This is a genomic window from Bacillus sp. FSL K6-1003 (assembly GCF_037964945.1).
Classification (GTDB): Bacteria; Bacillota; Bacilli; order Bacillales; family Bacillaceae; genus Bacillus; species Bacillus mojavensis.
This window is the reverse complement of the sequence record NZ_CP150176.1, coordinates 58,273-82,388: the sequence shown is the minus strand read 5'-3', so window position 1 is coordinate 82,388 and position 24,116 is coordinate 58,273. Positions and strand designations below refer to the sequence as shown.

Here is a 24,116-nt window from a genome sequence, read left to right as displayed (position 1 = left end):
TTTATTGTAAAGCAATATCATGAGTGAAAAAAGTGAATTTCTCTTCCAAGAATAAGATTCGTCGCGGACACGGCATATTTGATGCACAAATAAAAAAACTCCCGGGCACCGGGAGTTTTTCGGATTTTTTAATCGAATTGATACAGCGGCGTACTCAAATAACGTTCGCCGTTACTCGGAATGATAGCTAATACTTTTTTGCCCTTTCCGAGTTTTTTCGCTACTTGAATAGCTGCATAGATGGCCGCACCTGATGAGATGCCTCCGAGAATTCCTTCTTCACGTGCAGCTCTGCGCGCATATTCAAATGCTTCTTCATTCTTCACAGGGAAGATTTCATCGTATACTTCAGTGTTTAAGATGTCAGGCACAAAGCCAGCTCCGATTCCCTGAATTTTGTGGGGGCCTGGTTTTCCTCCTGAAAGCACTGGGGAATCTGACGGTTCAACAGCGTAGATTTTGACGGAAGGATATGCTTCCTTCAGGACTTCACCCGCTCCAGTAATCGTTCCGCCTGTTCCGATTCCGGCTACAAATGCATCAAGCTGGTCATCACCGAATTGCTCAACAATTTCTTTACCTGTTGTTTGGCGATGGATTTCAGGGTTCGATGGATTGTTAAACTGCTGCGGCACGAAGTATCCGTGTTTTTCTGCAAGCTCTTCCGCTTTCTTAATGGCACCTTTCATGCCTTCCGCACCCGGCGTCAGCACAAGCTCAGCACCATACGCGCGAAGAAGGTTGCGGCGCTCCATGCTCATTGTGTCAGGCATAACCAAAATCGCTTTTAAACCTTTAGCTGCAGCAACCATTGCCAGCCCGATTCCTGTATTTCCGCTTGTCGGTTCAATGATTGTATCGCCAGCTTTTAATTTCCCTTCTTTTTCAGCGGCTTCAATCATCGCTAAACCGATACGGTCTTTTACACTGCTTCCAGGGTTCATGTATTCAAGCTTCAAATATACATCCGCACTGTTTTCATCAACAAGGCGATTTAATTTAACGATTGGCGTATTCCCAATTAATTCAGTAATGGAGTTTGCTACACGTACCATTCTTGACACCTCAATTTCCGACTATTTGTATTGGTATTATGTATATAATCTATCAATTTCAAAATTTTTTGTCAATCATTTAGTTCTTTTTTCCCCATAGAACCAAGACACGTCAGCTTCTTTCCAAAGCGATTTTACAGTGGCTTTATCACCTAACTGATCCATGGCGATCTGCCGTTTAATCTGATTCTTCACTTCTTCGTATGAGAACGTTCTCGCATTTAACTTTTCTTTCAGTTGAATAATCGCATAGCCGTTGTTTACCTTGATCGGTTCGTCTGACCATTCATCTTGTTTTAGTGTCTTTGCTTCTTCAATGTATGATGACGGAATGTTGTCTGATGCTTCAGTGACAAACCCTAAATCTCCGCCGTATGGTGACGTATATCTGTCCGTGGATCGTTCCGCCGCAACAGCTTCAAAGCTTGAGCCGCCTTCAAGCTCTTTTAAAACTTGTCTGGCTTCTTCTTCATCCTTTACAACAATATGCCGAATACGATACGAATCATTAAACTGATACAGTTCTTTATTTTGATTATAAAATGATTTCATTTCTGTCTTTGAAATATCAATATCCCTTGTTAATAATTCTTCAAGAAGAATATTATAGCGAATTTGGTCTTTCCACTCTTTTTCAGTTGTATGCTCGTCTTCGTAAAATGAATTGTTTACCGCCTTAATCAGCAGAAATTCCCGATCAATTTCGTTCTTAGATACTTTGAGATCGTTCTTTTTGGCAAGCTGCTCAACCACGCGGACATTGATCATATCTTCGAGTGTTGATTTTCCGTATTCATCTTCCATTTCCTTCAGCCATTCTTCTCTTGTGACGCTTTTGCCTCCAATCGTAGCAATGGACTCGTTGGACGGGGAAGCGCTGGCTTGAGATTTCGTCAGTGTATATGCTACCGCGATACAGCATACCAGCAGCGCGCCCCAAATGATTGTCCAGATTGTTCTTGATTTCAAATTTACTGTCAGCCCCTTTTCTTAAATTCAAAAAACCCGCTAAAGAGCTTAGCGGGTCGTTTGGTCTCGAAGCTCTTCCAGCTCTTCTTTTGTAAATAAGTACTTTTCATTACAAAAATGGCATACTGCTTCGGCTTGTCCATCTTCTTCTATCATATCTTGAATTTCTTTTTTGCCTAGTCCTAAAACGGCTGTTTCAAAACGCTCTTTTGAACAAGGGCAATGGAATTTAACAGGCATGTTCTCCAGAATCTCAGGCTTTTCTCCTAAGACTTCTTCCAGAATCTCTTCCGGTGTAAGCCCTTTTTGAATCAGTTTAGAAATAGGTTCTACTACAGATAGACGCTGTTCAATTTTTGTGATGGTTTCATCATCTGTTCCCGGAAGAAGCTGAAGAATAAAACCTCCTGCCGCCAAAATGGTATTGTCTGGGTTAACAAGCACGCCGACACCTACAGATGAAGGAACCTGCTCCGATGATACAAGATAGTACGTGAAATCTTCTCCCAGTTCTCCGGAAACAATTTCTACTTGTCCTGTGAAGAATTCGCGCAGGCCTAAATCTTTTACAACACTTAATGTTCCTTCTGTTCCGACAGCGCGTCTGACATCCAGCTTGCCGTGTTCATTCAAGTCAAAATGAACATGCGGGTTTGAGACATATGCCCTGACTTCCCCTTTAGCATTCGCATCAGCAACAATCGCGCCGATTGGCCCGCCGCCTTCCACTTTCACTGTCAGCTTATCATCACCTTTCAGCATAGAACCAAGCATGAGTGAAGCTGTCATTGTACGGCCCAGTGCAGCGGATGCTGTCGGCCATGTGTCATGCCGTCTCTGCCCTTCATTCACCATATCAGTTGTCCTTGCAGCATATGCGCGAACTTTTCCGTCATATGCCAGTGCTTTTACTAAATAATCCATTACAAAACCTCCTATACACTTCCCACGCGGTTTCGTTCATAAATCAATTCCAGCCCTTTTAGGGTTAAGAATGGGTCAACGATGTCTATACAATCTGATTCGTTTGCGATTAATGGCGCAAGGCCGCCTGTCGCAATGACTTTCGGTTCTTGTTTTGCCTGCCATTTCATTCGTTTTACGATTCCTTCCACTTGACCGACATAGCCAAATAAAATTCCTGATTGCATCGCGCTTACAGTGCTTTTTCCGATAATATTGTCAGGACGGGCGATTTCAATACGCGGAAGCTTTGCCGCACGCGAGTACAGCGCCTCTGTCGAAATTGTAATTCCTGGCGCAATCGCTCCGCCCATATATTGTTTGTTTTCATCGATATAACAGTACGTTGTGGCTGTACCAAAATCAACAACAATCAAAGGATTGCCGTATAAGTGGATTGCCGCAACAGCATTAACGATTCTGTCAGCTCCGACTTCTTTCGGATTGTCGTACTTTATATTTAAACCGGTTTTCATACCAGGACCGACAATTTGCGGTTCGATATGAAAGTATTTTGTGCACATTCTCTCTAACGAAAACATGATTGGCGGCACAACTGAAGAAATGATAATGCCTTCTATTTGTTCAAACATGAGACCGGAGTGATCAAATAAAGAGCGCAGAACCATCCCAAACTCATCTTCTGTTTTATGCCTGCTTGTTTCTATACGCCAGTGATATTCTAATTCACCATCATGATATACACCAAGTACAGTATTGGTGTTCCCCACATCAATAACAAGTAACAACCTCTATCACCACTTTTGAATAGTTTCTCTATCAGTACTTTTACAAACATTCTACAATACCATACACGATCGGCGGCTCATTTGTAAACAAATCGATACCATGATTGGCTGATTGAAAAGACGGCAGCAGAGGCTGATTCACATAAAAAAACTGCCAGCGTCAGCCGGCAGTTTTTATCAGAAAGCGTTACTCTTTTGTATCGTCTTTCTTTTCTTCTGTTTTTGACAGAATGTTTACTTTCACATCATCGTTCTTCTCATCATCTGAGAACTTACGCTCAGGCAATGTTCCGTGATCGACAAGGTGTTTGATTTGTTCGGCATCCAGTGTTTCAACTTCCAGAAGCGTCTGAGCAATCAATTCAAGCTTGTCACGATTTTCTGTCAGGATTGTTTTCGCACGCTCGTAACACTCTTTGATAATGCGCTGAATTTCCTGATCAATTTCGTAGGCAATTTGATCACTGTAGTTTTGTTCGTTGTTGAAATCACGGCCTAGGAATACCTGGCCACCCTGAGACTGTCCAAATTGCAGCGGCCCCAGTTTCTCTGACATACCGAATTCTGTAACCATTCGTCTTGCAATATTCGTCGCACGCTGGAAGTCATTGTGTGCTCCTGTGCTGACTTCACCAAAGATAATTTCTTCAGCAACACGTCCGCCCAAGAGACCGACAATTTTATCAAGCAGCTCCGGCTTTGTCTGGAAGTAACGGTCTTCTCTTGGAAGCATAACGGCATAACCGCCAGCCTGACCCCGAGGAACAATCGTTACTTTATGAACCATATCAGCCTCATCTAAAACGAGTCCGATAACGGTGTGTCCGCCTTCATGATATGCCACGATATTGCGTTCTTTCTTCGAAATGACGCGGCTTTTCTTAGCTGGTCCGGCAATAACTCGGTCCGTAGCTTCATCAATGTCGCGAGCATCGATTTTTTTCTTATTTTGACGAGCCGCCACAAGAGCAGCTTCATTCAATAGGTTTTCTAAGTCAGCGCCTGAGAAACCAGGTGTTCTCATGGCAATCGATTTCAGGTTTACCGTTTCATCCAGCGGTTTGTTTCGCGCATGGACTTTCAATACAGCTTCACGTCCGATTACATCTGGGCGGTCCACTGTGATTTGACGGTCAAAACGTCCCGGACGGAGTAAGGCTGGGTCCAAGATGTCCGCACGGTTCGTTGCGGCAATGATGATAATTCCTTCATTGGCACTGAATCCGTCCATTTCAACAAGCAATTGGTTGAGCGTCTGTTCACGTTCATCGTGTCCGCCGCCGAGACCCGCTCCACGCTGGCGTCCGACTGCGTCAATCTCATCAATGAAGATCAAACAAGGCGCATTCTTTTTCGCGTTTTCGAACAAGTCACGCACACGGGAAGCACCGACACCTACAAACATTTCAACGAAATCAGATCCGCTGATGCTGAAGAATGGCACACCGGCTTCACCGGCTGATGCTCTTGCAAGAAGTGTTTTACCGGTACCCGGAGGTCCGACTAAAAGCACACCTTTAGGAATTCTTGCGCCAAGCTCGGCAAACTTGCGGGGATCTTTCAGAAATTCAACAACTTCCACGAGTTCTTGTTTCTCCTCGTCTGCCCCTGCAACGTCTTTAAATTTGACGCGTTTCTTTTCCTCTGTATATAGCTTCGCCTTACTCTTACCAAAGTTCATGACACGGCTACCGCCGCCTTGAGCTTGATTGAGCAGGAAGAAGAACAGAATAAAGATAATGACAAATGGAATGATGGTCGTCAGGAACGTTACCCATCCGCTTGTTTCTTGAGCGGGATCAACCTTTACATCTGTCTTTTTTAAAGCATTAAAGATCTGGTCTGCTCCCTTTCCTTCAGGAACATGAGTCAAAAAGTATTGATCCTTGTCGTAATTTTTCAGCTGTCCTTTTACCTCATAAACACCTCTGACAGGCTGAACCGACACGCTATCAACTTTCCCGTCATCCAGGTTTTTGATGAACGTGCTGTACGACATATTTTCTGTTTTCGGATTTGAGGTCTGGAAGTAGCTCACAACCCCGATTACTACTAATAAAATAAGTAAATAAAAAATGGTATTACGGAAGACCCGATTCATTCCTTACCTCCTCCCACAGTAAGCACAACTATGTTCAATAGTACCATAGAAAATCATTCCAATACAACCAATAACCATCTCGGAAGCAGGCTGCCGATCAGCTTTCATAAACTGCCGGTTTTAACACTCCGATATAAGGCAGATTGCGATAGCGCTCAGCATAATCAAGTCCGTAACCCACTACAAACGCGTCTGGAACTTTAAAGCCGACGAAGTCTGCTTTAATGTCCGCTTTTCTTCCGCTTGGTTTATCCAAAAGGGTAACAATCTTAATTGATTTTGCTTTACGGTATCGGAAGAGCTCTACTAGATAACTTAAGGTTAACCCACTGTCGATAATATCTTCAATAATTAAGATGTCCCGGCCCTCTACAGATGTATCCAAATCTTTAATGATTTTTACTTCTCCAGATGAAACCGTGGAATTTCCGTAGCTTGATACATCCATGAAATCCATTTCCAAATATGTATCAATGTGTTTCAGAAGATCCGCCATAAAAGGAAGAGCTCCTTTTAATACACCAATTGCCAACGGAAATTTATCTTGATACTCGCTTGTTAAGTCTGCACCTAACTCTTTTACTTTCTCTTGTATCTCTTCCTCTGAGATCAGAACTGTTTCAATATCATGTTTCATCATGATTATGCTTGCCCCCTACACTTTTCATGCTGTCTATATTGTAATACAATGCGGTCACTGTTTGGAATCACAAGATCTTCAAAAATGGATTTTTTCAAGCCCGGTATCCAGATAATTTCACCGCTTGCATCCGTCACAACCGGCCAGTTGTCTCTTTCTTGCAGAGGCAATTTTTTATCAATAAATATATCCTTTACCTTTTTCGAGCCGTTCATCCCTTTTAGTTTTATCCGATCGCCGGCTTTTCTTGTCCGGATCGTTAAGGGAAATCTCACCTTATCTTGACTTGTAATAAAAACTGAATTCCCTTGTCCTTCAAGAGATTCCGCGTTACGCTTTGCCTCTATCAGAAATCCGTTTGGAAGCAATGCCGTCTCATCGGCAGCTCCGCTTATTTGATATTCAAAGGGAACATTTTTGCACTGCCATTGTTCAAATGTAAACAAACATGTCTGATATGATTTGACCACCTTCAGTCCTTTCGGAAAGTCCAGTACTCCTGAAGGACCGCCCTTATCCGCCCAATTCAAGAACTGCTGAATATGATGAGCTGAAAAGGATGATGGAACGTTTTCATAAAGATAGTTTAATATTAGTTGAACTCCTCTTCTTTGTAAAGGCATCGGGAGGGCAAGCAATTGAGAGGAATTGATTTCAACTGATATTTTAGACTGGCTTGTGATTACTTTATTCATTTCTTCTTTCGTTAATGACTGTAAGAATTGCTCATCTTCAGTCAGTGCTTCGCTTACTTTCTGAAACCTTTTATGCACATCCGGTGATTCTTGTTTCAAAAAAGGGAGCACTGCTTTTCTGAATCTGTTTCTAGTGTAATCATCTTTGGCGTTGCTTTCGTCCGTCCGGTAGCTCAAAGCGTTTTCATGGCAATAATGAAGGATCTCTTCTTTTGTAATAGCTAGAAATGGTCTGATAATCCGTCCCGTTTCAAACCGCCTTACCGGCTGCATGCCGGCTAGTCCAGCTCCGAGTGTGCCTTTGGCCAGTCTCATAAGCATTGTTTCAACCTGATCATCTCCATGATGAGCAAGTGCAAGATAATCCGCTTGATGCTTGGACATCACTTCCTTTAAAAACTGATATCGGCAATCACGGGCAGCTGCCTGCTTATTGAGACCGTTTTTCTCAGCATACGCAGTTACATTGATTTGAGCCGTTTCACATTTGATCTGTTCAGCCTCACAATACGCTTGGACAAAACGCATGTCTTCCTCAGATTGCGCCCCTCTGAACCGGTGGTCAACGTGAGCTGCAATCACATTGGCTGAACGGCCGTATAACGTATGAAGCACGTGAAGGAGAGCCATCGAATCCGGACCGCCGGAAACGCCTACAATAATTGTCGCCCCTTTTAACGTAAGATTGTGTTTGATAAAAAAATCTTTGACACTGTTCACAATGTCCTCCTCACAATGAGCAGGTATTTTAAAGATATTCATATCCTATCACTTTCAATCCTTCCAAGCAAAGAAGAAGCATGGGTATTGCAGATTGCGGCTATCAAATAAGGAAAAAGATAATGTAAGCGAAATAAAGCGCCAAAACACTGATTACGATAAGAGCCGTTTCGAATAACCCTCCGGACTTCGAGCCTTTCTTTTTAGGTGCATATCTCGTCTGTGTAACTTTTCCCTGGCGCATATTTTGCTGTCTTTGTCTTGAGATAGATTGCGTCGGAGTTGGGTTTTTTCCAGCTTGTTTTCTTTGCACTGCCTTTTGCCCTGCTGCGAGCATCTCTCTTTTCATCTCGTCAGCGGAATCATAATTGCCATTCAGAGCAGCAACAAGCACTTTTTTATACTTTCGCAGCACCGGACTGCCTTCGATTAAAGTTTGCAGCTGTTCCTTTGGCTGGCTTGTTTTTTTGAATTCCTTTTTATGTACGCAGTTGATCATAATCATAGCAACCGCAAACAAGTCGTAAGAAGGCTCTGCTTTTCTTGTCCCATACCCCCAATATCCTCTGTCGTAAAACTCGGTATACTCTTTTATTGCCCGGCCCTCCTTGGTTGTTCCGCCTACATCTATGCAGCGGATTCTTGCCGGCGGGCCAGTGACAATCAGATTATCCGGCTTAAGGTCGCCGAATATCCATCCTTGCTGATGAAGCACGGATAAGCTGGTTAACAGCTGAATCATCAAAACCGGAATCCATTCTGCTCCTTTGTCACTGACAAATTGTAAAAGCAATGGGCCTTTTATGTATTCCATTGCATAAAACGATACCTTTGTATTAGCGCTGGGAATAAAGGCATCATCAGTGTCAAAAAAAGAAGGCCCCATCGTTACGGACTGGGCCTTTGAAAAAGATTTTAAGACATTCACTTCAGAAGTAATAGACAGGCTGTCATCACTTACCTTTAAGGCAACATGTCCATCTGATGCTTCTGCCAAATACACAATTCCATTGGCCCCTTTTCCAAGCTGTTTACGCAATGTGTAAGTATTTCCATTCCACTTGCCTTTCACTCTCGTTCCCGGCTTGAGGCTACATGCCAAACTCGTCAAAGTGTCGTTCATCATCTGCCAGCATGCTCCTTCTTGAGCGGATTTTTTCGAATTGCTGTGTTGCTTCACGAATCGCTGGACCTGTCGGCGTGATGCCGCCTGTCGATAGCTTCGCAAAGAGTGTGGAAAGAGATTGCAGCTTCGGTGTCCAATTTAGCACAAGCTCGACCTCTTGTTTTTTCCCGGGAAATATACACATCGCAAATTCGTTATTCCCTATTCGGGAGTTAAGACTCACGGACAAGTCAATCAGTGCTTCTTTCACTGTAGGGAGCTTTGGCGCCATACTAGCGCTTGTATCAACGAGAACCAAAACCTGAAGATGCACCGTTTCTCCCAGTTCATCTACCACTTCCATGACTTCGCCGCGTTTTTCCGGAGAAAGCTCCTCCATTTCCACATTCTTTCCTAGGATTTGCTTCAGTTCTTGATTCACCACCCCTTGCAGGGTTTGCGTCATTGCTTTTTTTGTTACCATCTGAACCGTTTGCGAAAGCTGTGATGCGTAGACGACCTGATGCACGCCGCCTCCAGCAAGCGCAATCCCTTCGACTTCTTTCATAGCCTCTTGGTCAATTTTGTTTTCTTCCATTATACCTATGACATTTACTGTAATCCCTTGCTCTTTAGCAAAAGCAGCCATAGCAAGCGGGTCTTCACCGTGATTTGAGCAGCCATCCGTTATCAGCAGAATTTGATTCAAACGTCCGTTGTTCACATTCATTCCTCCTGGAGAATACGATGATTCTCAGATTCATATAGTTCCATCATCGCCAGAAGAAAATTGATTTATACGGAAGCGTTATGAAATTTCTTGTTTGCTTTGAAAGATGGCCGGAACTGGAATAGAAGCCCACTTTGGTGTATTATGATCAATTCGGACGACAACAACTGTCATATCATCATCAATTTGGCCTGACCTTGTGCGAATCACTTCCTCCATAAGTAAGTCAGCAATTTCCTGCGGATCATCCGTTTTTAACCCTTTCATTTTGCGCTTCATCCATAAATCATGATTTTCCACATGTTTAGGGCCTTCGAAAATACCGTCACTCATCATGATCAGGAGGTCTCCCGCCTTCAGCTGTTCACTCACAACCTCAACATCGAACTCGTTAATAATGCCGATTGGCAGATTGCTCGCTTGGACTTTCATCACCTGCTCACCCCGTTTGATAAAGCTCGGTGTTGATCCAACCTTTAAAAACTTACAGCTCGCATCCTGCAGATCGATAATAGAAAGATCGAGCGTGGAATATATCTCATCCGTTGTCCGCAGAGACAGTATGCTGTTGATTGTTTTGATTGCTATTTTTTCATCTATTCCTGATTCAAGGATCTTTTCAAGAAGTTTAATCGTTTCATTGCTTTCAAAGTGAGCCCTCGCGCCATTGCCCATCCCGTCACTGATAGCAGCTGCATATTTTCTTGCGCCCAGCTCCATCATGCTGTAGCTGTCGCCGGAGACAAGGCCGCCGCCCTTCGCTGCATGAGCCGCACCGGTAGACACTCTGTACGATTTGGTTGAGCCAAACGCGACATGGCTGTATCCATTTGGATGAGGAGAATGCTGCTCGGCTTTCACGAGAACCTGCTCTTCCAAAATGTCAGAAAGCATAGGCGCTATGATTTTTTCACTTTCTCCATGTCCGCTGAATGGGATTGTCATTTCGATATCAATGTTCCCCTGTTCAAGGCTGTAAATCTCCACCTGCTGAATCTCTATTCCAAAATGCTGAAGCGCATCAATAATTTGTTCTTCTTGGATAAAGTGCTGCTCCCTCTCCCTTTTTATTTCCCGAGAAAAGTCTGCCATGACCTCTGAAACACCTAAAAGCTGTTCAGCCACAAGCCGCCTGCTGTCCTGCACTTTCTTCTTAAGGGTTAAATGCGCATGATGATAGGCAAGTTCATCCTCTATCAGCTCTTCAACCTGACGCGATTTAGAACAATACTGGTGAAACTCTTTTTTCAGCCTTCGGTTTGAAGCATACTGTTTTTCCTCTGTTTCAAGCATAACTTGTTTCATTAAATCATATGTTTTATCAAAGTTCTGAACCCAGCACCTGTTTTTCTTGTAGCACGTTTGACAGGAATGCTCTGTAATTTTGCTTAAAAACAGATCGACCTCGCTGTCATCTGTTTGTTCGTCAGACGCTTGATAAAAGGTTGCAAAGCTTTCTGACAATGCATGAAATACATTGGAGAACTGGTCCACCTTTTGAGCAGTGACATCTCTGATTTTTCTCGCGTATTGCTGCTGCTCCTGAAGATGTTCCACAGTGCCCGGAATATATCTCGCCACTTTTCTTGTAATGGACTGAGGCGTAAGCAGGAACAGGCCGACCGCTATTAATGACTCATAGAGCGTTGTCATCAGACCGGCAGAGCCTTCTCCATATAGAGAAATAAGAAGCGATCCGATAATCAGCCCGATTGCCGCACCTGCTTTTTTTCCTTCTTTCAGCAAACCGCCTAATAAGCCCGAAAAAGCGAGCAGACTCATTTGATAGAGATTTCCGATATTGGCCAAGCCGAGAATCAGGCCCGTCACGACACCCACTGTACAGCCGATGCTTGCACCGCCGATGAAGGAAAAGCTTAATACAACATAACGGGCCAGTATATGTTCTGCCTGCATTCCTTGATAGGACAAGCCTGCTAGTCCAGTCAGCACCGAAGCAATCAAAATCATAAAGCAAATGATTTCTTCTATTTTTAAGGATTGTTTTACTTTCTTCACTGTAAAAATCGGAAGGCTCTGGAGGAAAATCAGCGTTAAAATAAAGGAAAGCCCCGCTTCTACAACAGCCATCACATAATCATAGGTTGTAAACGCGCCATTCTGGGCGTAAACAAACCCGAATCTTGTCGCCGCCATGGAGAAGAACACGACAATCGGAAGTGCTTTCACACGATCATCTGTGATAAAGGATGCTACTTTAGAAAACACGAAGAATGCAAGCAACGCCGCTAATATCAGTAATGAGTGCTTCGGAGAAATTGTCATTGCACCTGCAAGCACAGCCAGCACTGCATACAGCGCCTTGTCTCTTCTGATTAGAAGCATTGCCCCAAAGAAAGGAAGGGCGAAAGGAAGGACCTCGGATAATATGAAAGCTCGTCCAAGCAAAAATCCGATGACGACATAAATGAATCCTTTATAGAAAAACAGTGAATGCAAATGATGAGTCACCAGCTTCGCTCCCCTGTTAAAAAACGATTGGAGTTTTTCAAAAGCTTGTCCCGCCATTGGCCCGTTCACTCTTCTTTCTGCTTTTTCCATTTCTCTCATCTCCCACCTGTTATATTCGTTGCCTGTCATTATAGCGAAAGCACAGATAGGATTTTGTCAAAAGAAGGTAAGTATACCAAAGAAGTCTTCGACGGTTTCTGCCCTGAAATTCGTTTATGCGGAGAATTTCCAGAAAGATGTCTAAAAATGAAAAAAATCGGCTTCTGTAACAGAAACCGATTTTCAGTATGACCCGTACGGGATTCGAACCCGTGTTACCGCCGTGAAAGGGCGGTGTCTTAACCGCTTGACCAACGGGCCTAACAAATATGGTAGCGGCGGAGGGGATCGAACCCCCGACCTCACGGGTATGAACCGTACGCTCTAGCCAGCTGAGCTACACCGCCATAATGTTTGGTGCTTCTAAGCACAAGTTATATAATACAAAGGTTTGTCCTTTTCGTCAACAGAAACTTTAATGTTATAATTTTCTGACTCTTACCTTGAAAGAGCATATAAAAAAAGCACCCGTTGGGAAGAACGGATGCTTCATTTATTTATAGAAAGCAGCAAGTTATCCTCTTCTTGCTCCGCGCCCTCCACGTTTTGATTCCGTATTGCGTTTTAAAGATGACAAGCGATCTTCGCTATCTTTTAAAAACTTGTTCATTTTCTGTTCAAAAGATTCTTTCGGACGGAAATCATTTCTAGGTCTGGCTTGCGGACGGTCTTTAGCTTTTTTAATAGATAAACCAATTTTCCCGTCTTTTTCAACGTTGATGACTTTCACTTCAACTTGGTCGCCGACTTTTAAGTGATCATTAATGTCTTTAACATAATTATCGGCTACCTCACTGATATGAACGAGACCGGTTGAGCCTCCAGGCAATTCAACAAATGCTCCAAAATTTGTAATACCTGTAATTTTCCCTTGCAACTTGCTGCCCACTTCAATCGACATAAAAAAAGTGCTCCTCCTTAGGCTTATAAAAAGATCGTTTGCTTAATTATACCTAAATAAAAATTTAAGTGTCAACAAGGCTACTTGTTCTTCTTCTCCACATTAAAGATTATTTCACCGTCTCCAGACATGAATAAGTCCCTTCTGGCAAGCTCTGTGACGTAATCTTCATCTTTTAATTTGGATATTTCTTCTTTTAAATCTGTTTGCTTTGTCTTTAAATTCTTCAGTTCTTTTTCAAGCTGTTCTTTCTTTTCTTCTTTTGCGCTAAGGGAAGATGTTTGGCTCCATACTGAGCTTGCCAGTACAATTGCCGTCAGAAATACGAGGGCGCCGAATACAGTCAACCGTCTGTACAGCCCTTTTCTTCTTCTTTTCTTCAGCTGATTTTGCCGCTCTACTTTTTCTTTATAGTCGTTTTGTATTTCAGTTATCGTTCGTTCCCTGGAAAAATTCAAATCAGACGGTCCTCCTTTCATCTCTTCAAAAAACGTGTAATGGTCGTTCTTATGGTTACCAATAGTTTCTTCTTCTTTTTTAGAAATCCTGCACCTTTTTGAAAATATCGTCTGAAAGTTAGACGCAGTTTTTCAGGAAGAAGTTTCATACATTGTTTAACGATAAAGCGGATCGGAAAACACAGAACCATGACTATTTTATAAAGACATAACAAGAGAAACACGATCAGGCGGTATGTTCTCTGAAAGAGAAACGTGACCAGCCAGATGATGACTCCGCATGTCCACACAATAGGACGAAATAACACGTGCTGAATGAGCTTTTTAAAGAATTGATAAACAGAAACAACAAGATAAATGACGAATTTCAGTATTTTTATATAGATTCGTTTGCAAAGGCTTTGATACGTCGCAACGCCCAGCAGAACCGCCAAAAAAATGTACAGCCTGAATTCTCCCTCATTTACATGAAGCAAGACATAAAAGAAGAGCAGCCCTTGCACAATCCAGAAAAGAATATCATGAATAAATAAAAGCCATCTGGCTGTTCTGGCACGAATGACAAAGAGCCTGTACGTATCAAGCGACGCGCCAAGCCAGAGGCCCATACCGGACATCGCCAGCATTGTATAGAATTGTGTCGTCAGCGTCATTTAAACAACTTGCTAAAAAACCCTTTAGCTTTATCCCCTTGTTGCTCGTCTAAATACACTAAATCAAATACCCTGCCTTTGATCGAAACAATCCCTTTTTCCACATCTAGATTTTTCATTTGAAGGTTTTCGCCTCTGACTGAGAGCATTCCCATCACTGTTTCCAGCAGGAATTCTTCGTTATCAAAGCTTTCAACATGCTTAACCCCAGATATATCTAAATGTTTCCGGCCTTTCATTGTCACATCATGCTGTTCCGGAACAGACGAAGAACCTTTTTGCTCATAATATGAATTCATCTATTCAGCCCCCATATCCTCGATACTTTTAGCATTATTACTGCATTGTATGAGGCGGGGGATTCTTTTAGAACAAGCCTATTCGCCGAGTTTTTCTTCCTTTAGCACTGTATACATGTTTGCGGCTTCTTCTTTTTTCGTTGTGTCTTTAAGCTCATTTATTTGAACCGTTACAAGCTTTTGGCCGAAGCGGACCGTTAATTCATCTCCAGGTTTTACGTCTGAACTTGCTTTAGCCTGATTTCCGTTAATGGAGATTCTGCCTTGATCAGCTACTTCCTTCGCTAGTGTACGTCGTTTAATCAGCCGTGATACTTTTAAAAATTTATCTAATCTCATTTTATGATCCCCTCTCAGTTTCTTTTGCTTCATTCCACAGGTTGTCCATGTCCTCAAGAGACATATTAGCCAACTCGATTCCCTTTTCCTTCGCTGTTTGCTCAATATAAGAGAAACGTCTCCTGAATTTATCGTTCGTCATCGCCAATGCTTCCTCCGGTTCTATCTTGTAGAAGCGGGCTACATTCACCAAGGCGAAGAGAACATCGCCAAATTCAGCCTTGAGATTGTGTTCATGAGGGTCTTCAGTAGCCTCTGAAGAAAATTCCTTTATCTCCTCATTCACCTTTTCCCACATATCACTCACATCTTCCCAGTCAAAACCGACTTTTGCCGCTTTTTTCTGCAATTTAGCGGCTTTAGAAAGCGCAGGAAGGGTTTTCGGGACGGTGTCTAACAAGGATGCATCAGATGTATGTTTTTCGGCTTTTTTAATATCTTCCCAATTTGCTAAAACATCGTTTTCATCCTGAACCTTAACATCTTTAAACACATGGGGATGTCTTCGGACCATTTTTTCACTAATCCCTTTAATTACATCATCTATTGTGAAATAACCATCATCTTCACCAATTTGCGCGTGAAGCAGGACCTGAAGCAAAACATCGCCAAGCTCTTCGATCATATGGTCTGTGTCTTCTTCGTCAATTGCTTCGAGAAGTTCATAACACTCTTCAATCATGTATTGTTTTAATGACTGATGAGTCTGCTTTTTATCCCACGGACAGCCGTTGGGCCCGCGAAGCTCTCTAATAATGCGCCGAAACGCGGAGAACTCCTGGTACAGCAGCTTCTCTTCTTTAATCGGCGGAATATACACACTTGTTAAGTTATTCATGGCGACATTGCGGTCCAGTTCAAATAAGGGCACTCTCCGAATATCCTCATCACGGCTTCCGGCTGCTGTTACAATCACAACTTCATAATCATCCGGCAGCTTCTCCATTAATGTCAGCTTCACTTCGGATGCAGTCATTTGGTCGTATACCTGACAAATGATCAGGTGGTGTCTGAGCTCAAGCTCATCCGCGCTTAATGTCCCGGCATCCACAAATTGAAAGCCTTCAATGGGATCAATTTGCAAGGCATTAAAAGTGGCATCAAGAAAGCTTTGTCCTCCCGCGACTTTCACCTGAATGTTTTTTTCTTCCTGCCGCTCCGTCAGCAGCTGTACTGTTTTTTCTGCTACAAATGGATGCCCCGGAACAGCATAAACAACGTCCTGATGCTTCGCTTCTTCAAAGAGAATATCAGTAATTTCCTCGTATACCGCATCAAACTGGTCGTGTTTCTCATATATATCATCAAAATAACGAATGTTCTGCGTTTCGCTTTCTAGCTCTTGAATTAAAGGATGGTCTTTGGTTCTGACAAACAGAGTGTCCGCCTTTGTCAGCAGCTTATGTATGCCAATTGTCAACTGGTCCATGTCTCCGGCGCCAAGCCCGACGACTGTAATATTACCTGCCATTTTGTTCTCTCCTTCTGGTGAGTTTGCTTAACTTGCTGCCAAAAGGCACACTGTTAAGCTCTTCATTCGTAAATATTCCCAACTTTATCATACAATAAATAAACACCGCGCCTCCAATGGCAACAGCCGAAACACTTTCAACTGCCGCATATCCTCTTCCTTCTGCATCAAACAGAAAAGACCAAAGGCGTAAATAAGCAAGCAAGACAGCCGACATTAATATAGCGGATCCAATAATTGGAAGCATAGTGCTCTTTAGCTTGTCCATCCATTCTTTTTGCCGCAAGCGATAGAGATTGAGGCCTGCGACAGTTGCAAAAGAAGCCGCTGTTGCAAATGCCGCCCCTTCAATTCCATAGTGCGGAACCAAAAAGGTATTTAACACCCATTTCACAGCCACACCTGCGCCTACTGCTATTGCAGGGAACACCGTGTTTCCCGCTCCCTGTAAGACAGCTGCAGCCGTGACCGCCAAAGACGCAAACAAAATGGAGCAGCTAAATATCTGCAACGCAGCTGTTCCTTCGCCATTTTGAAACAGCATAATGTTGACCGGCTTGAGGATGCAGATGAGGCCAGCAGACGCCGCAACGCCAATCGCAAGACACAGCTTTAAGGAAGACGTCACTTTTTGTTTCATCACCTGCACCTGATTCTCCTTTACCGCCTTTGAAATCAACGGTACGAGTGAGGTCCCGATGCTCATTGCGAAAACAGAACCGAGCTGCAACAGAGGCTGCCCCCGGTCATAAATTCCTTTCAGCCGCTTTGCCTCTTCACTCACCTCACCGCCAGACAGCAAAGAATATAAATTCAGTGCATCGACAAGCTGGATAAACAAAAGCAGCAGGCTGCTTACACAGATCGTTACTGAATATAAAAGCAGTTTCTTCATTAATTGATTTGTTGTAATGTAATTTTCTTTTTCTATTTCCGCTTTTTCAGGCTTTTTCGTTTTGAACCAAAAAAAGACGAGGATGATAAGTGCAATCAAACTCCCGGCAAGAGAACCAGAAGCAGCTGCCGCTCCCGCAGTATAAAGCGAGGCACCTTTTTTAATGAGCCAAAAAGATAACCCTAAGAGCACCGCCACCCGCAGAAACTGTTCCATAATTTGCGATAAAGCGGATGGGAGCATGTCGTGCCTCCCTTGAAAAACGCCTCTGAGCAACGCGACAAATGGAAACAGAAGAAACGCATATGCAGTTACTTGAATTAACTGGGCGAGATGAGAATCACCCATAAACAGGGCAATCGGAACAGCCCCCATATATAAACACAGAAATAAAAGACCGCCTATTACCGATAAAACCAGCGATGAGATTTTCATTATGGTGTTATGGCTTTTTTCACTATAATCATTCATCAGTTTAGAAATAATCACCGGAAATCCTGATGTTGAAAGCATGACGGCAATACCAAGAAAAGGGTATACCTGCTGATATATATAAAATCCAACATCGCCGACAATGTTTTGAAAAGGGACTCTGTAAACGGCGCTCAATATTTTTGAAATAACGCCTGCCAGAATTAAAACAAAAGCCCCCTGCCACATCCAATGCCGTTTGACGCGTATTGAATCATCCATCCAAAAGCTCCTTCCCAACGTCAGGGGCAATGCAAAGTTTGCAATGGCCTTGGTACACATAAAAACGTGGTTATTATACCATATCCCAACCCTTGGAATCCTTTTTCGGCCTGCACAAAAAAGAACAGCATCCCAAGGAGAGCTGTTCTTCCTATACCTATTTTGATAATTGTAATAAGACCTACTGTTCCATTTGACGAGCCAAAAACCCAGCTGCTGTTTCAACGGCTTTATGCTCAACTTCGCCCATCGTCTGATCCTTTGAAAAAATCACGACAGCACCTATCGGGTCGCCATTCGCGACAATCGGGCCGACAGTATACGAACTCATATCTTCATCTATGCCATTTACAAGCTGCACGGATTTTGTATCACTCTCAAGCACAGAACTTCTCTGATCCATTGTTCTTTCCAGCATTTCGCTGATCGGCTTGTTTAAGTAGTCTTTTTTGGAACTTCCGGAGACGGCAATGTAGACATCTCGGTCACAGATAAGCACTGAATGGCCAAGACTGTCATAAAGCGCGTCTGCATACTCCTTTGCAAAGTCTCCAAGCTCACTTATCGGAGAGTATTTTTTCAAAATGACTTCTCCGTCACGATCTACAAAAATCTCAAGCGGATCCCCTTCCCTGATCCTCAGCGTTCTGCGAATTTCTTTAGGAATCACGACCCGTCCTAAGTCATCAATACGACGTACGATACCGGTTGCTTTCATCTCTGGTGCCTCTCTTTCATTTGATGGTATATACAATGTGGGAAAGACCTAAAGCAGTTACTTTATGTACCTTCCGCCTCGCTTGAAATTAGTATCCGTCACATCAAATGTAATATACACCAGAGAGTAACAAAATTTACGTTGATGAAATGGTTTGTTTTTTCACATCTTTAAGGCCCTTCAGCATGCCCAGCACGGTTTCGAGCCACTCATCCGTACTCTTGCCTTTCGTTTGAACGGAAATTTTGAGCTTTTTCCCTTCCATTCCCAGTCCGATTTGTCTGCCGTATTTGTTGCCAAGCTCAAACAGTTTCTGGCCGTCAATATCAGCACTAGCCTCTTCAGAAATGGTCATCCTGACTGCATCTTTATCTTGCTTAATCAATTCGACCCGTTCATTTCTCGCATAGACCTTCATTTCTGCTACGGTAAACAAGTATTCAACTTCTTTTGGATAATTCCCAAATCTGTCAATCATCTCATCTTGGAGTTCATTTTTTTCGTCAATTGCAGCCACAGATCTGAAGCGTTTATACATATCAATTTTCTGTTTGCCGTCTTGAATGTAGGTTTCCGGAATGTACGCATCAAGCTCAAGATCAATTTCTGTTTCAAATTGCTCCGTTTTCGCTGTATCGCCTTTCCGCTCTTCAATGGCCTCCTTCAGCATTTGCGAGTAGAGGTCAAATCCGACCGAATCGATAAAGCCGTGCTGCTGAGCGCCAAGAAGGTTTCCGGCTCCGCGAATCGTTAAGTCGCGCATGGCGATTTTAAAACCAGATCCCAGTTCCGTAAATTCTTTAATCGCCTGCAGCCTTTTTTCAGCTACTTCAGTAAGCACTTTATCCCTGCGATACGTGAAATACGCATACGCTACACGGTTAGAACGGCCGACACGTCCCCGCAGCTGATAAAGCTGAGAAAGACCCATCTTGTCGGCGTCAAACACGATCAGCGTATTCACGTTTGGAATATCTACACCCGTTTCAATAATTGTTGTGCTGACGAGAACGTCTGATTCCCCTTCCAGGAAACTCAGCATGACAGCTTCTAATTCATTTTCTGTCATTTTTCCGTGTGCATACGCAACCTTTGCGTCAGGGACAAGCATTGAAATCTCATCGGCTTTCCGTTCGATATCCTCTACCCTGTTGTATAAGAAATAGACTTGGCCTCCGCGCGCAAGCTCGCGCTCAATTGCCTCTCTGACAAGGGCACCATTGTATTCCACAACATACGTCTGTACAGGGAAGCGGTTTTCCGGCGGAGTCTCGATCACCGAGAGATCCCTTACGCCAAGCATAGACATATGCAGCGTACGGGGAATCGGCGTCGCTGTTAATGTTAATACATCCACATTGGCTTTAATCTGTTTGATCTTTTCTTTATGGGTGACCCCAAAACGCTGCTCCTCATCAATGATGAGCAGCCCTAAGTCTTTATAAACAACATCTTTTGATAACAATCGGTGCGTCCCAATGACGATATCAACTGTTCCGTTTTTCAATCCTTTAATCGTTTCATTTGCTTCTTTTCTTGTTCTGAATCGGCTAAGCAGGCCGATATTCATCGGGTAGTCCTGAAAGCGCTCTGTAATGGTCTCATAGTGCTGCTGAGCCAAAATGGTTGTCGGGACAAGCAGTGCGACCTGTTTTCCATCAGCAATCGCCTTAAACGCCGCACGGATGGCAACCTCTGTTTTACCGTAACCTACGTCTCCGCAAAGCAGGCGATCCATCGGCCGCTCTCTTTCCATGTCTTTTTTGATTTCGTGAATAGAGCGGAGCTGATCTTCCGTCTCTTGATAAGGAAACGCCGATTCAAATTCACGCTGCATTTCATGATCAGGAGAAAACGCGTAGCCCTTGCTCGCTTCCCTTTCGGCATACAATTTAATTAAATCATCAGCGATGTCTTGAACCGATGTTTCTACTTTTTTCTTAACCCGCTTCCATTCGCTGCCGCCCAATTTATACAGCTTCGGTTCTTTTCCTTCAGAGCCGACATACTTCTGTACCTGGTCAATTTGTTCAACCGGCACATAAAGCTTGTCGCTTCCCTGATAGTGAATGTTTAAATAGTCTTTGTGAATTCCATTGATCTCAAGGGTTTCAATCCCTAAATACTTTCCGATCCCGTGATTAATATGAACGACATAATCACCGATTTGAAGCTCAGAATAGCTTTTGATGCGCTCTGCATTCGTAAGCTTCTGTTTTCGAGGCTTCTTTTTCACGCGGTTTTTAAATAATTCCTCTTCAGTAATGACAGCAAGCTTCATTAACGGCAGCTCAAATCCTGATTGAAGCTCGCCCTCCATGATATAAACCTGTCCCTGAACAAGCGCTTTTTTGCTGTCCGTCACGGCAGCTTCGATTTCATAATCAGCCAGAACAGATGATAATTTTTGTGTACGTTCCTTGTTTGCTCCTAAGAATACAACGGTGAAATTTGATTTTTTAAAGCGCTCCATTTCACCCGAGAGTACGTTCATTTGGCCATGAAAACTCTGCATTTGTCTGCTTGACACATTGACGATATTTTGCGGACTCGTATGCTGTACATGCCGCAAAAACAAAGAATAGTACAGCAGAGGCCGTTTTTGCTCAGCCACTATTTTTTGGAAGCTAAATGACAAACTGAGGTCATGCAAAATCTTCCCTTCCTCGAGAAGGTTTGTTATGAACTCCGCTTCTTCTTTCTGCAACTGATCTTCCATCTCATGAATCCGGCTGACCTCATCCAAAATCAGAAGTGTGTTATCAGGTGTATAATCTAGTAAACTAGCGGGCTTTTCATAGAAATATGAGAGATACTTCACCAGTTCTTGATCTGTCTGGCCTTCAGATAAACGCTCTTTATCATGAGAAATATTCATATGCAGGATTTCTTTTTGCTTGTCGAGCTTTAATTTTTTCAAGCTATCGGCAAGACCTTTATCCATCTTCTCTATTGCACGTGCTTTTTCTTCAGCTCTGATAATCAGTTCCTTTGCCGGACCGATACGGATAGAGGTCAAGGTCTCAATTGACCGCTGATCATCGGAGTTAAAGCTGCGGATGGAATCAACCTCGGTGTCGAATAATTCGATTCTGACCGGATGCTCAGAGGTCAGCGGATAAATGTCGATAATTCCGCCGCGAATACTGAATTCACCGGGTGCAGAAACCATATCAGACCGCTCGTATCCCACCTCTACCAGTCGGGATGCCAGCTGATCCGGTTCGATATCATGACCCACCTGAATGAGCATTTGGCTGTTTTTCCACACCTCTACCGGCGGCAGCATTCTTCTGACAGCCGCCACCGGAGCAACAACTATAGGCGTTTCTCCGTTTGTTAATCTATTAATGACATCTAAGCGCTGCGCCCGCAGTTCAGGGCTAGCCACCGCGATTTCTGATGATATGAGTTCATTGACGGGGTACAGAAGGACAGACCGATCCTCAAGAAGTGAAGTCAGATCATCCGTTACTTTTTGAGCTTGGTATAAATTATGGGTGATTAGAAAGATAGGCTTATTCGTTTCATTAGCCAGAGCAGAAGTAAAAACAGAACGCGCGGAACCTGAAAGACCCGCGAGCAGCTGCTCCTTCAGCCCCTCGTTTAAACCGTTGACGATGGATTTGAAGTCATCGCTTTCTTTAATAAAGGTTTGAATGTTGTCCATATGGCCCCTCCTCTCTGTTTTCTGTAAGAACAGAAAAACGCTTTGGTCTAGTGTCTACACCAAAGCTTTTTATTGAATAAATGTGTGATGTTCGTGGTAATGCGGATTTCGTTCAAGTGCCTCTTGGCAATCTTCACATATTGTATGAACATGGACATCTCCATTGTCTTTATATGAAATCATATCGTTTCTTTCCTCGTTTGTTAAGTGGTGAAACCCAAGTGAATTTGTCGATACCATGGAAGATTCCAGACTTCCAACTTTTACTCCGCAATGACGACAATAATAATGCAAAGCCATACAAGGGACCCTCCTGATGAATAAGTCATTTTGGTGTAGTATGGACTCTGATTATGTATTTTATACCTTCGCGTTGAATTCGTTCATAACCTCTAAAAACGGTTTGCTGAGAGAAGCCTCACAAGCCTTAACGGACCTTTCAATCGCTTCTTCAATTGCTGGTGTTTCATCCTTTGAAAAAGTGCCTAAAACATAATCAACCACCTTCATCCCGTTCACAGGCCGCCCGATTCCGATACGGATGCGATCAAACTCAGGCGTTCCGAGATGCTGGATCAGTGATTTGATGCCATTATGCCCACCCGCACTGCCTTTCGTTCTTAGACGGATCTTGCCAGTCGGCAGATCAAGGTCATCGTAAATAACTTTTAAATCTTCGTTGTCTACATCATAATAATCCATTAAAGGCCGCAAACATTCTCCTGATAAATTCATATATGTAAGCGGTTTAACAAGTAGAACCTTTTTGCCGGAAACAAATCCGGTTCCATATAATCCGTTAAATTTGCTCTGGTTCAGCTCAATATTCCATTCCTTCGAAAGCTGGTCTATTGCCATAAATCCGACATTATGCCGTGTATTTTCATAGTTCTTTCCCGGGTTTCCGAGGCCGGCAATTACAAGCATGGAAAATCCTCCCTTAGTCACATAAGCTCCCGCTCTAATACGGGCTATAATTCTTCTCATTCTAGCACAAAAGACGTAACCGCGGGAGGGTTACGCCTTAAGCTATTATTGATCTTTGTTTTCACCTTCAGGCTGAGCATCGGCAGTTCCCTCAGCGTCTGTTTCTGCAGCATCCTGCTGCTGCGGAGGAAGAATGGAAGCCACAACCTCATCTGATTCGTGATTAAAGGAGTAGTCACCGCCAGCAGGCAAGTCCTCAATCGTGAGTACATCATTTACATCAAGACCAGAAATGTCTGCCTCGATTGATTGCGGAATTGCTTTTGGCTTAGCCTTCACAGTAAGAGCGTAAAGCGGCTGCTGCAATACGCCTCCATTTTTCACTCCAATTGCTTCTCCAGTCAGATGAATCGGCACTTCCACTTCAATTTCCTCACTCATATTAACGACTTGGAAGTCAGCATGAGTGACCTCATTTTTCAGCGGGTCCGTTTGCAGCTCTGTTACCATGACAGCGTGCTTCTTTCCGTTGACGTCAAGAGTAAGGACTGTATTCTTGCCTTCGTCCCTCAGTGTTTTAATAAGTTCCACACTGTCTAAGGATACCGGTTTGTTTTCCGTGTCTTTTCCATATATGATACCTGGAACATGTCCTGAAGTACGGATATCCCGAAGAGACGAACGGGTGAAACCTGTTCTTTCTTTTGCCGTTAACGTTGCCATATTCAGCACCATCCTATTATCGTTTTATTGTCTTATTAGAAACAATACCCAAAACGATAAAGGTTTAAACC

Annotated in this window: 22 protein-coding genes and 2 tRNA genes; all 24 read right to left on the bottom strand. The window is 43.3% G+C overall.

Annotated elements, in window-relative coordinates; all coding sequences use genetic code 11:
• Positions 1–128: 128 nt before the first annotated feature.
• The 24 genes from cysK to NSU16_RS00320 all read right to left on the bottom strand — a co-directional run bounded on the left by cysK (position 129) and on the right by NSU16_RS00320 (position 24,045).
• Positions 129–1,055, bottom strand: a complete 927-nt coding sequence (gene cysK, locus NSU16_RS00435; RefSeq protein ID WP_010332721.1) for a cysteine synthase A — start codon at positions 1,053–1,055, stop codon at positions 129–131.
• A gap of 75 nt (positions 1,056–1,130) precedes the next feature.
• Positions 1,131–2,024, bottom strand: a complete 894-nt coding sequence (locus NSU16_RS00430; protein WP_326331049.1) for a peptidyl-prolyl cis-trans isomerase — start codon at positions 2,022–2,024, stop codon at positions 1,131–1,133.
• Between the two features lie 48 nt (positions 2,025–2,072).
• A complete protein-coding gene (hslO, locus tag NSU16_RS00425; protein WP_339191858.1) occupies positions 2,073–2,948 on the bottom strand; it encodes a redox-regulated molecular chaperone HslO in 876 nt (291 codons plus the stop codon).
• A gap of 11 nt (positions 2,949–2,959) precedes the next feature.
• Positions 2,960–3,736, bottom strand: a complete 777-nt coding sequence (locus NSU16_RS00420; RefSeq protein ID WP_010332718.1) for a type III pantothenate kinase — start codon at positions 3,734–3,736, stop codon at positions 2,960–2,962.
• Positions 3,737–3,923: 187 nt separating this feature from the next.
• Positions 3,924–5,837 carry an ATP-dependent zinc metalloprotease FtsH gene (gene ftsH / locus NSU16_RS00415; RefSeq protein ID WP_010332717.1) on the bottom strand — a complete coding sequence of 638 codons (1,914 nt, stop codon included), beginning with the start codon at positions 5,835–5,837 and terminating at the stop codon, positions 3,924–3,926.
• A 97-nt stretch (positions 5,838–5,934) separates the two neighbouring features.
• A complete protein-coding gene (hpt, locus tag NSU16_RS00410) occupies positions 5,935–6,477 on the bottom strand; it encodes a hypoxanthine phosphoribosyltransferase (protein WP_010332716.1) in 543 nt (180 codons plus the stop codon).
• Between the two features lie 2 nt (positions 6,478–6,479).
• The gene (tilS, locus tag NSU16_RS00405) at positions 6,480–7,892 is read right to left on the bottom strand and encodes a tRNA lysidine(34) synthetase TilS (RefSeq protein WP_339191857.1); all 1,413 of its coding nucleotides are present in this window, start codon (positions 7,890–7,892) and stop codon (positions 6,480–6,482) included.
• 103 nt (positions 7,893–7,995) lie between these two features.
• Positions 7,996–9,018 (bottom strand): protein kinase family protein, encoded by a 1,023-nt coding sequence (locus tag NSU16_RS00400; protein ID WP_339191856.1) that lies wholly within the window; start codon positions 9,016–9,018, stop codon positions 7,996–7,998.
• A complete protein-coding gene (locus NSU16_RS00395; protein WP_010332713.1) occupies positions 8,984–9,721 on the bottom strand; it encodes a VWA domain-containing protein in 738 nt (245 codons plus the stop codon). The genes NSU16_RS00400 and NSU16_RS00395 overlap by 35 nt, the downstream gene beginning before the upstream one ends.
• Before the next feature lie 84 nt (positions 9,722–9,805).
• Complete coding sequence (spoIIE, locus tag NSU16_RS00390) at positions 9,806–12,289, bottom strand: stage II sporulation protein E (RefSeq protein WP_339191855.1); 2,484 nt, start codon at positions 12,287–12,289, stop codon at positions 9,806–9,808.
• A gap of 198 nt (positions 12,290–12,487) precedes the next feature.
• Positions 12,488–12,559 (bottom strand) — tRNA-Glu (locus tag NSU16_RS00385).
• A gap of 9 nt (positions 12,560–12,568) precedes the next feature.
• Positions 12,569–12,645, bottom strand: a tRNA-Met gene (locus NSU16_RS00380).
• Between the two features lie 167 nt (positions 12,646–12,812).
• The gene (locus NSU16_RS00375; RefSeq protein WP_003218379.1) at positions 12,813–13,199 is read right to left on the bottom strand and encodes a S1 domain-containing RNA-binding protein; all 387 of its coding nucleotides are present in this window, start codon (positions 13,197–13,199) and stop codon (positions 12,813–12,815) included.
• An 80-nt stretch (positions 13,200–13,279) separates the two neighbouring features.
• Entirely contained in the window at positions 13,280–13,657 is a 378-nt protein-coding gene (gene divIC / locus NSU16_RS00370; RefSeq protein ID WP_010332711.1) for a cell division protein DivIC, read from the bottom strand.
• Positions 13,658–13,674: 17 nt separating this feature from the next.
• Positions 13,675–14,310, bottom strand: coding sequence for a spore cortex biosynthesis protein YabQ (yabQ, locus tag NSU16_RS00365; RefSeq protein ID WP_010332710.1), 636 nt, complete (start codon positions 14,308–14,310; stop codon positions 13,675–13,677).
• Complete coding sequence (gene yabP / locus NSU16_RS00360; protein ID WP_004264638.1) at positions 14,307–14,609, bottom strand: sporulation protein YabP; 303 nt, start codon at positions 14,607–14,609, stop codon at positions 14,307–14,309. The genes yabQ and yabP overlap by 4 nt, the downstream gene beginning before the upstream one ends.
• A gap of 78 nt (positions 14,610–14,687) precedes the next feature.
• Entirely contained in the window at positions 14,688–14,948 is a 261-nt protein-coding gene (locus NSU16_RS00355) for an RNA-binding S4 domain-containing protein (RefSeq protein ID WP_010332709.1), read from the bottom strand.
• 1 nt (position 14,949) lies between these two features.
• Positions 14,950–16,419 carry a nucleoside triphosphate pyrophosphohydrolase gene (mazG, locus tag NSU16_RS00350; RefSeq protein ID WP_339191854.1) on the bottom strand — a complete coding sequence of 490 codons (1,470 nt, stop codon included), beginning with the start codon at positions 16,417–16,419 and terminating at the stop codon, positions 14,950–14,952.
• Positions 16,409–18,007, bottom strand: a complete 1,599-nt coding sequence (locus tag NSU16_RS00345) for a polysaccharide biosynthesis protein (RefSeq protein ID WP_339192618.1) — start codon at positions 18,005–18,007, stop codon at positions 16,409–16,411. The genes mazG and NSU16_RS00345 overlap by 11 nt, the downstream gene beginning before the upstream one ends.
• Before the next feature lie 181 nt (positions 18,008–18,188).
• Complete coding sequence (spoVT, locus tag NSU16_RS00340) at positions 18,189–18,725, bottom strand: stage V sporulation protein T (RefSeq protein WP_010332706.1); 537 nt, start codon at positions 18,723–18,725, stop codon at positions 18,189–18,191.
• A 136-nt stretch (positions 18,726–18,861) separates the two neighbouring features.
• Complete coding sequence (gene mfd / locus NSU16_RS00335) at positions 18,862–22,395, bottom strand: transcription-repair coupling factor (RefSeq protein ID WP_268445197.1); 3,534 nt, start codon at positions 22,393–22,395, stop codon at positions 18,862–18,864.
• Positions 22,396–22,464: 69 nt separating this feature from the next.
• Positions 22,465–22,695, bottom strand: coding sequence for an anti-sigma-F factor Fin family protein (locus NSU16_RS00330; RefSeq protein ID WP_010332704.1), 231 nt, complete (start codon positions 22,693–22,695; stop codon positions 22,465–22,467).
• A 60-nt stretch (positions 22,696–22,755) separates the two neighbouring features.
• A complete protein-coding gene (pth, locus tag NSU16_RS00325) occupies positions 22,756–23,322 on the bottom strand; it encodes an aminoacyl-tRNA hydrolase (protein WP_095714732.1) in 567 nt (188 codons plus the stop codon).
• A gap of 105 nt (positions 23,323–23,427) precedes the next feature.
• Entirely contained in the window at positions 23,428–24,045 is a 618-nt protein-coding gene (locus NSU16_RS00320) for a 50S ribosomal protein L25/general stress protein Ctc (protein ID WP_339191853.1), read from the bottom strand.
• Positions 24,046–24,116: the final 71 nt, after the last annotated feature.

What these genes read in the sequence shown, in the direction of transcription:
- cysK (WP_010332721.1), bottom strand. Translation starts at nt 1,055, where the DNA reads ATGGTACGTGTAGCAAACTCCATTACTGAATTAATTGGGAATACGCCA.
- hslO (WP_339191858.1), bottom strand. Translation starts at nt 2,948, where the DNA reads ATGGATTATTTAGTAAAAGCACTGGCATATGACGGAAAAGTTCGCGCA.
- ftsH (WP_010332717.1), bottom strand. Translation starts at nt 5,837, where the DNA reads ATGAATCGGGTCTTCCGTAATACCATTTTTTATTTACTTATTTTATTA.
- hpt (WP_010332716.1), bottom strand. Translation starts at nt 6,477, where the DNA reads ATGATGAAACATGATATTGAAACAGTTCTGATCTCAGAGGAAGAGATA.
- NSU16_RS00400 (WP_339191856.1), bottom strand. Translation starts at nt 9,018, where the DNA reads ATGATGAACGACACTTTGACGAGTTTGGCATGTAGCCTCAAGCCGGGA.
- spoIIE (WP_339191855.1), bottom strand. Translation starts at nt 12,289, where the DNA reads ATGGAAAAAGCAGAAAGAAGAGTGAACGGGCCAATGGCGGGACAAGCT.
- NSU16_RS00375 (WP_003218379.1), bottom strand. Translation starts at nt 13,199, where the DNA reads ATGTCGATTGAAGTGGGCAGCAAGTTGCAAGGGAAAATTACAGGTATT.
- yabQ (WP_010332710.1), bottom strand. Translation starts at nt 14,310, where the DNA reads ATGACGCTGACGACACAATTCTATACAATGCTGGCGATGTCCGGTATG.
- yabP (WP_004264638.1), bottom strand. Translation starts at nt 14,609, where the DNA reads ATGAATTCATATTATGAGCAAAAAGGTTCTTCGTCTGTTCCGGAACAG.
- NSU16_RS00355 (WP_010332709.1), bottom strand. Translation starts at nt 14,948, where the DNA reads ATGAGATTAGATAAATTTTTAAAAGTATCACGGCTGATTAAACGACGT.
- mazG (WP_339191854.1), bottom strand. Translation starts at nt 16,419, where the DNA reads ATGGCAGGTAATATTACAGTCGTCGGGCTTGGCGCCGGAGACATGGAC.
- NSU16_RS00345 (WP_339192618.1), bottom strand. Translation starts at nt 18,007, where the DNA reads ATGGATGATTCAATACGCGTCAAACGGCATTGGATGTGGCAGGGGGCT.
- spoVT (WP_010332706.1), bottom strand. Translation starts at nt 18,725, where the DNA reads ATGAAAGCAACCGGTATCGTACGTCGTATTGATGACTTAGGACGGGTC.
- mfd (WP_268445197.1), bottom strand. Translation starts at nt 22,395, where the DNA reads ATGGACAACATTCAAACCTTTATTAAAGAAAGCGATGACTTCAAATCC.
- NSU16_RS00330 (WP_010332704.1), bottom strand. Translation starts at nt 22,695, where the DNA reads ATGGCTTTGCATTATTATTGTCGTCATTGCGGAGTAAAAGTTGGAAGT.
- pth (WP_095714732.1), bottom strand. Translation starts at nt 23,322, where the DNA reads ATGCTTGTAATTGCCGGCCTCGGAAACCCGGGAAAGAACTATGAAAAT.
- NSU16_RS00320 (WP_339191853.1), bottom strand. Translation starts at nt 24,045, where the DNA reads ATGGCAACGTTAACGGCAAAAGAAAGAACAGGTTTCACCCGTTCGTCT.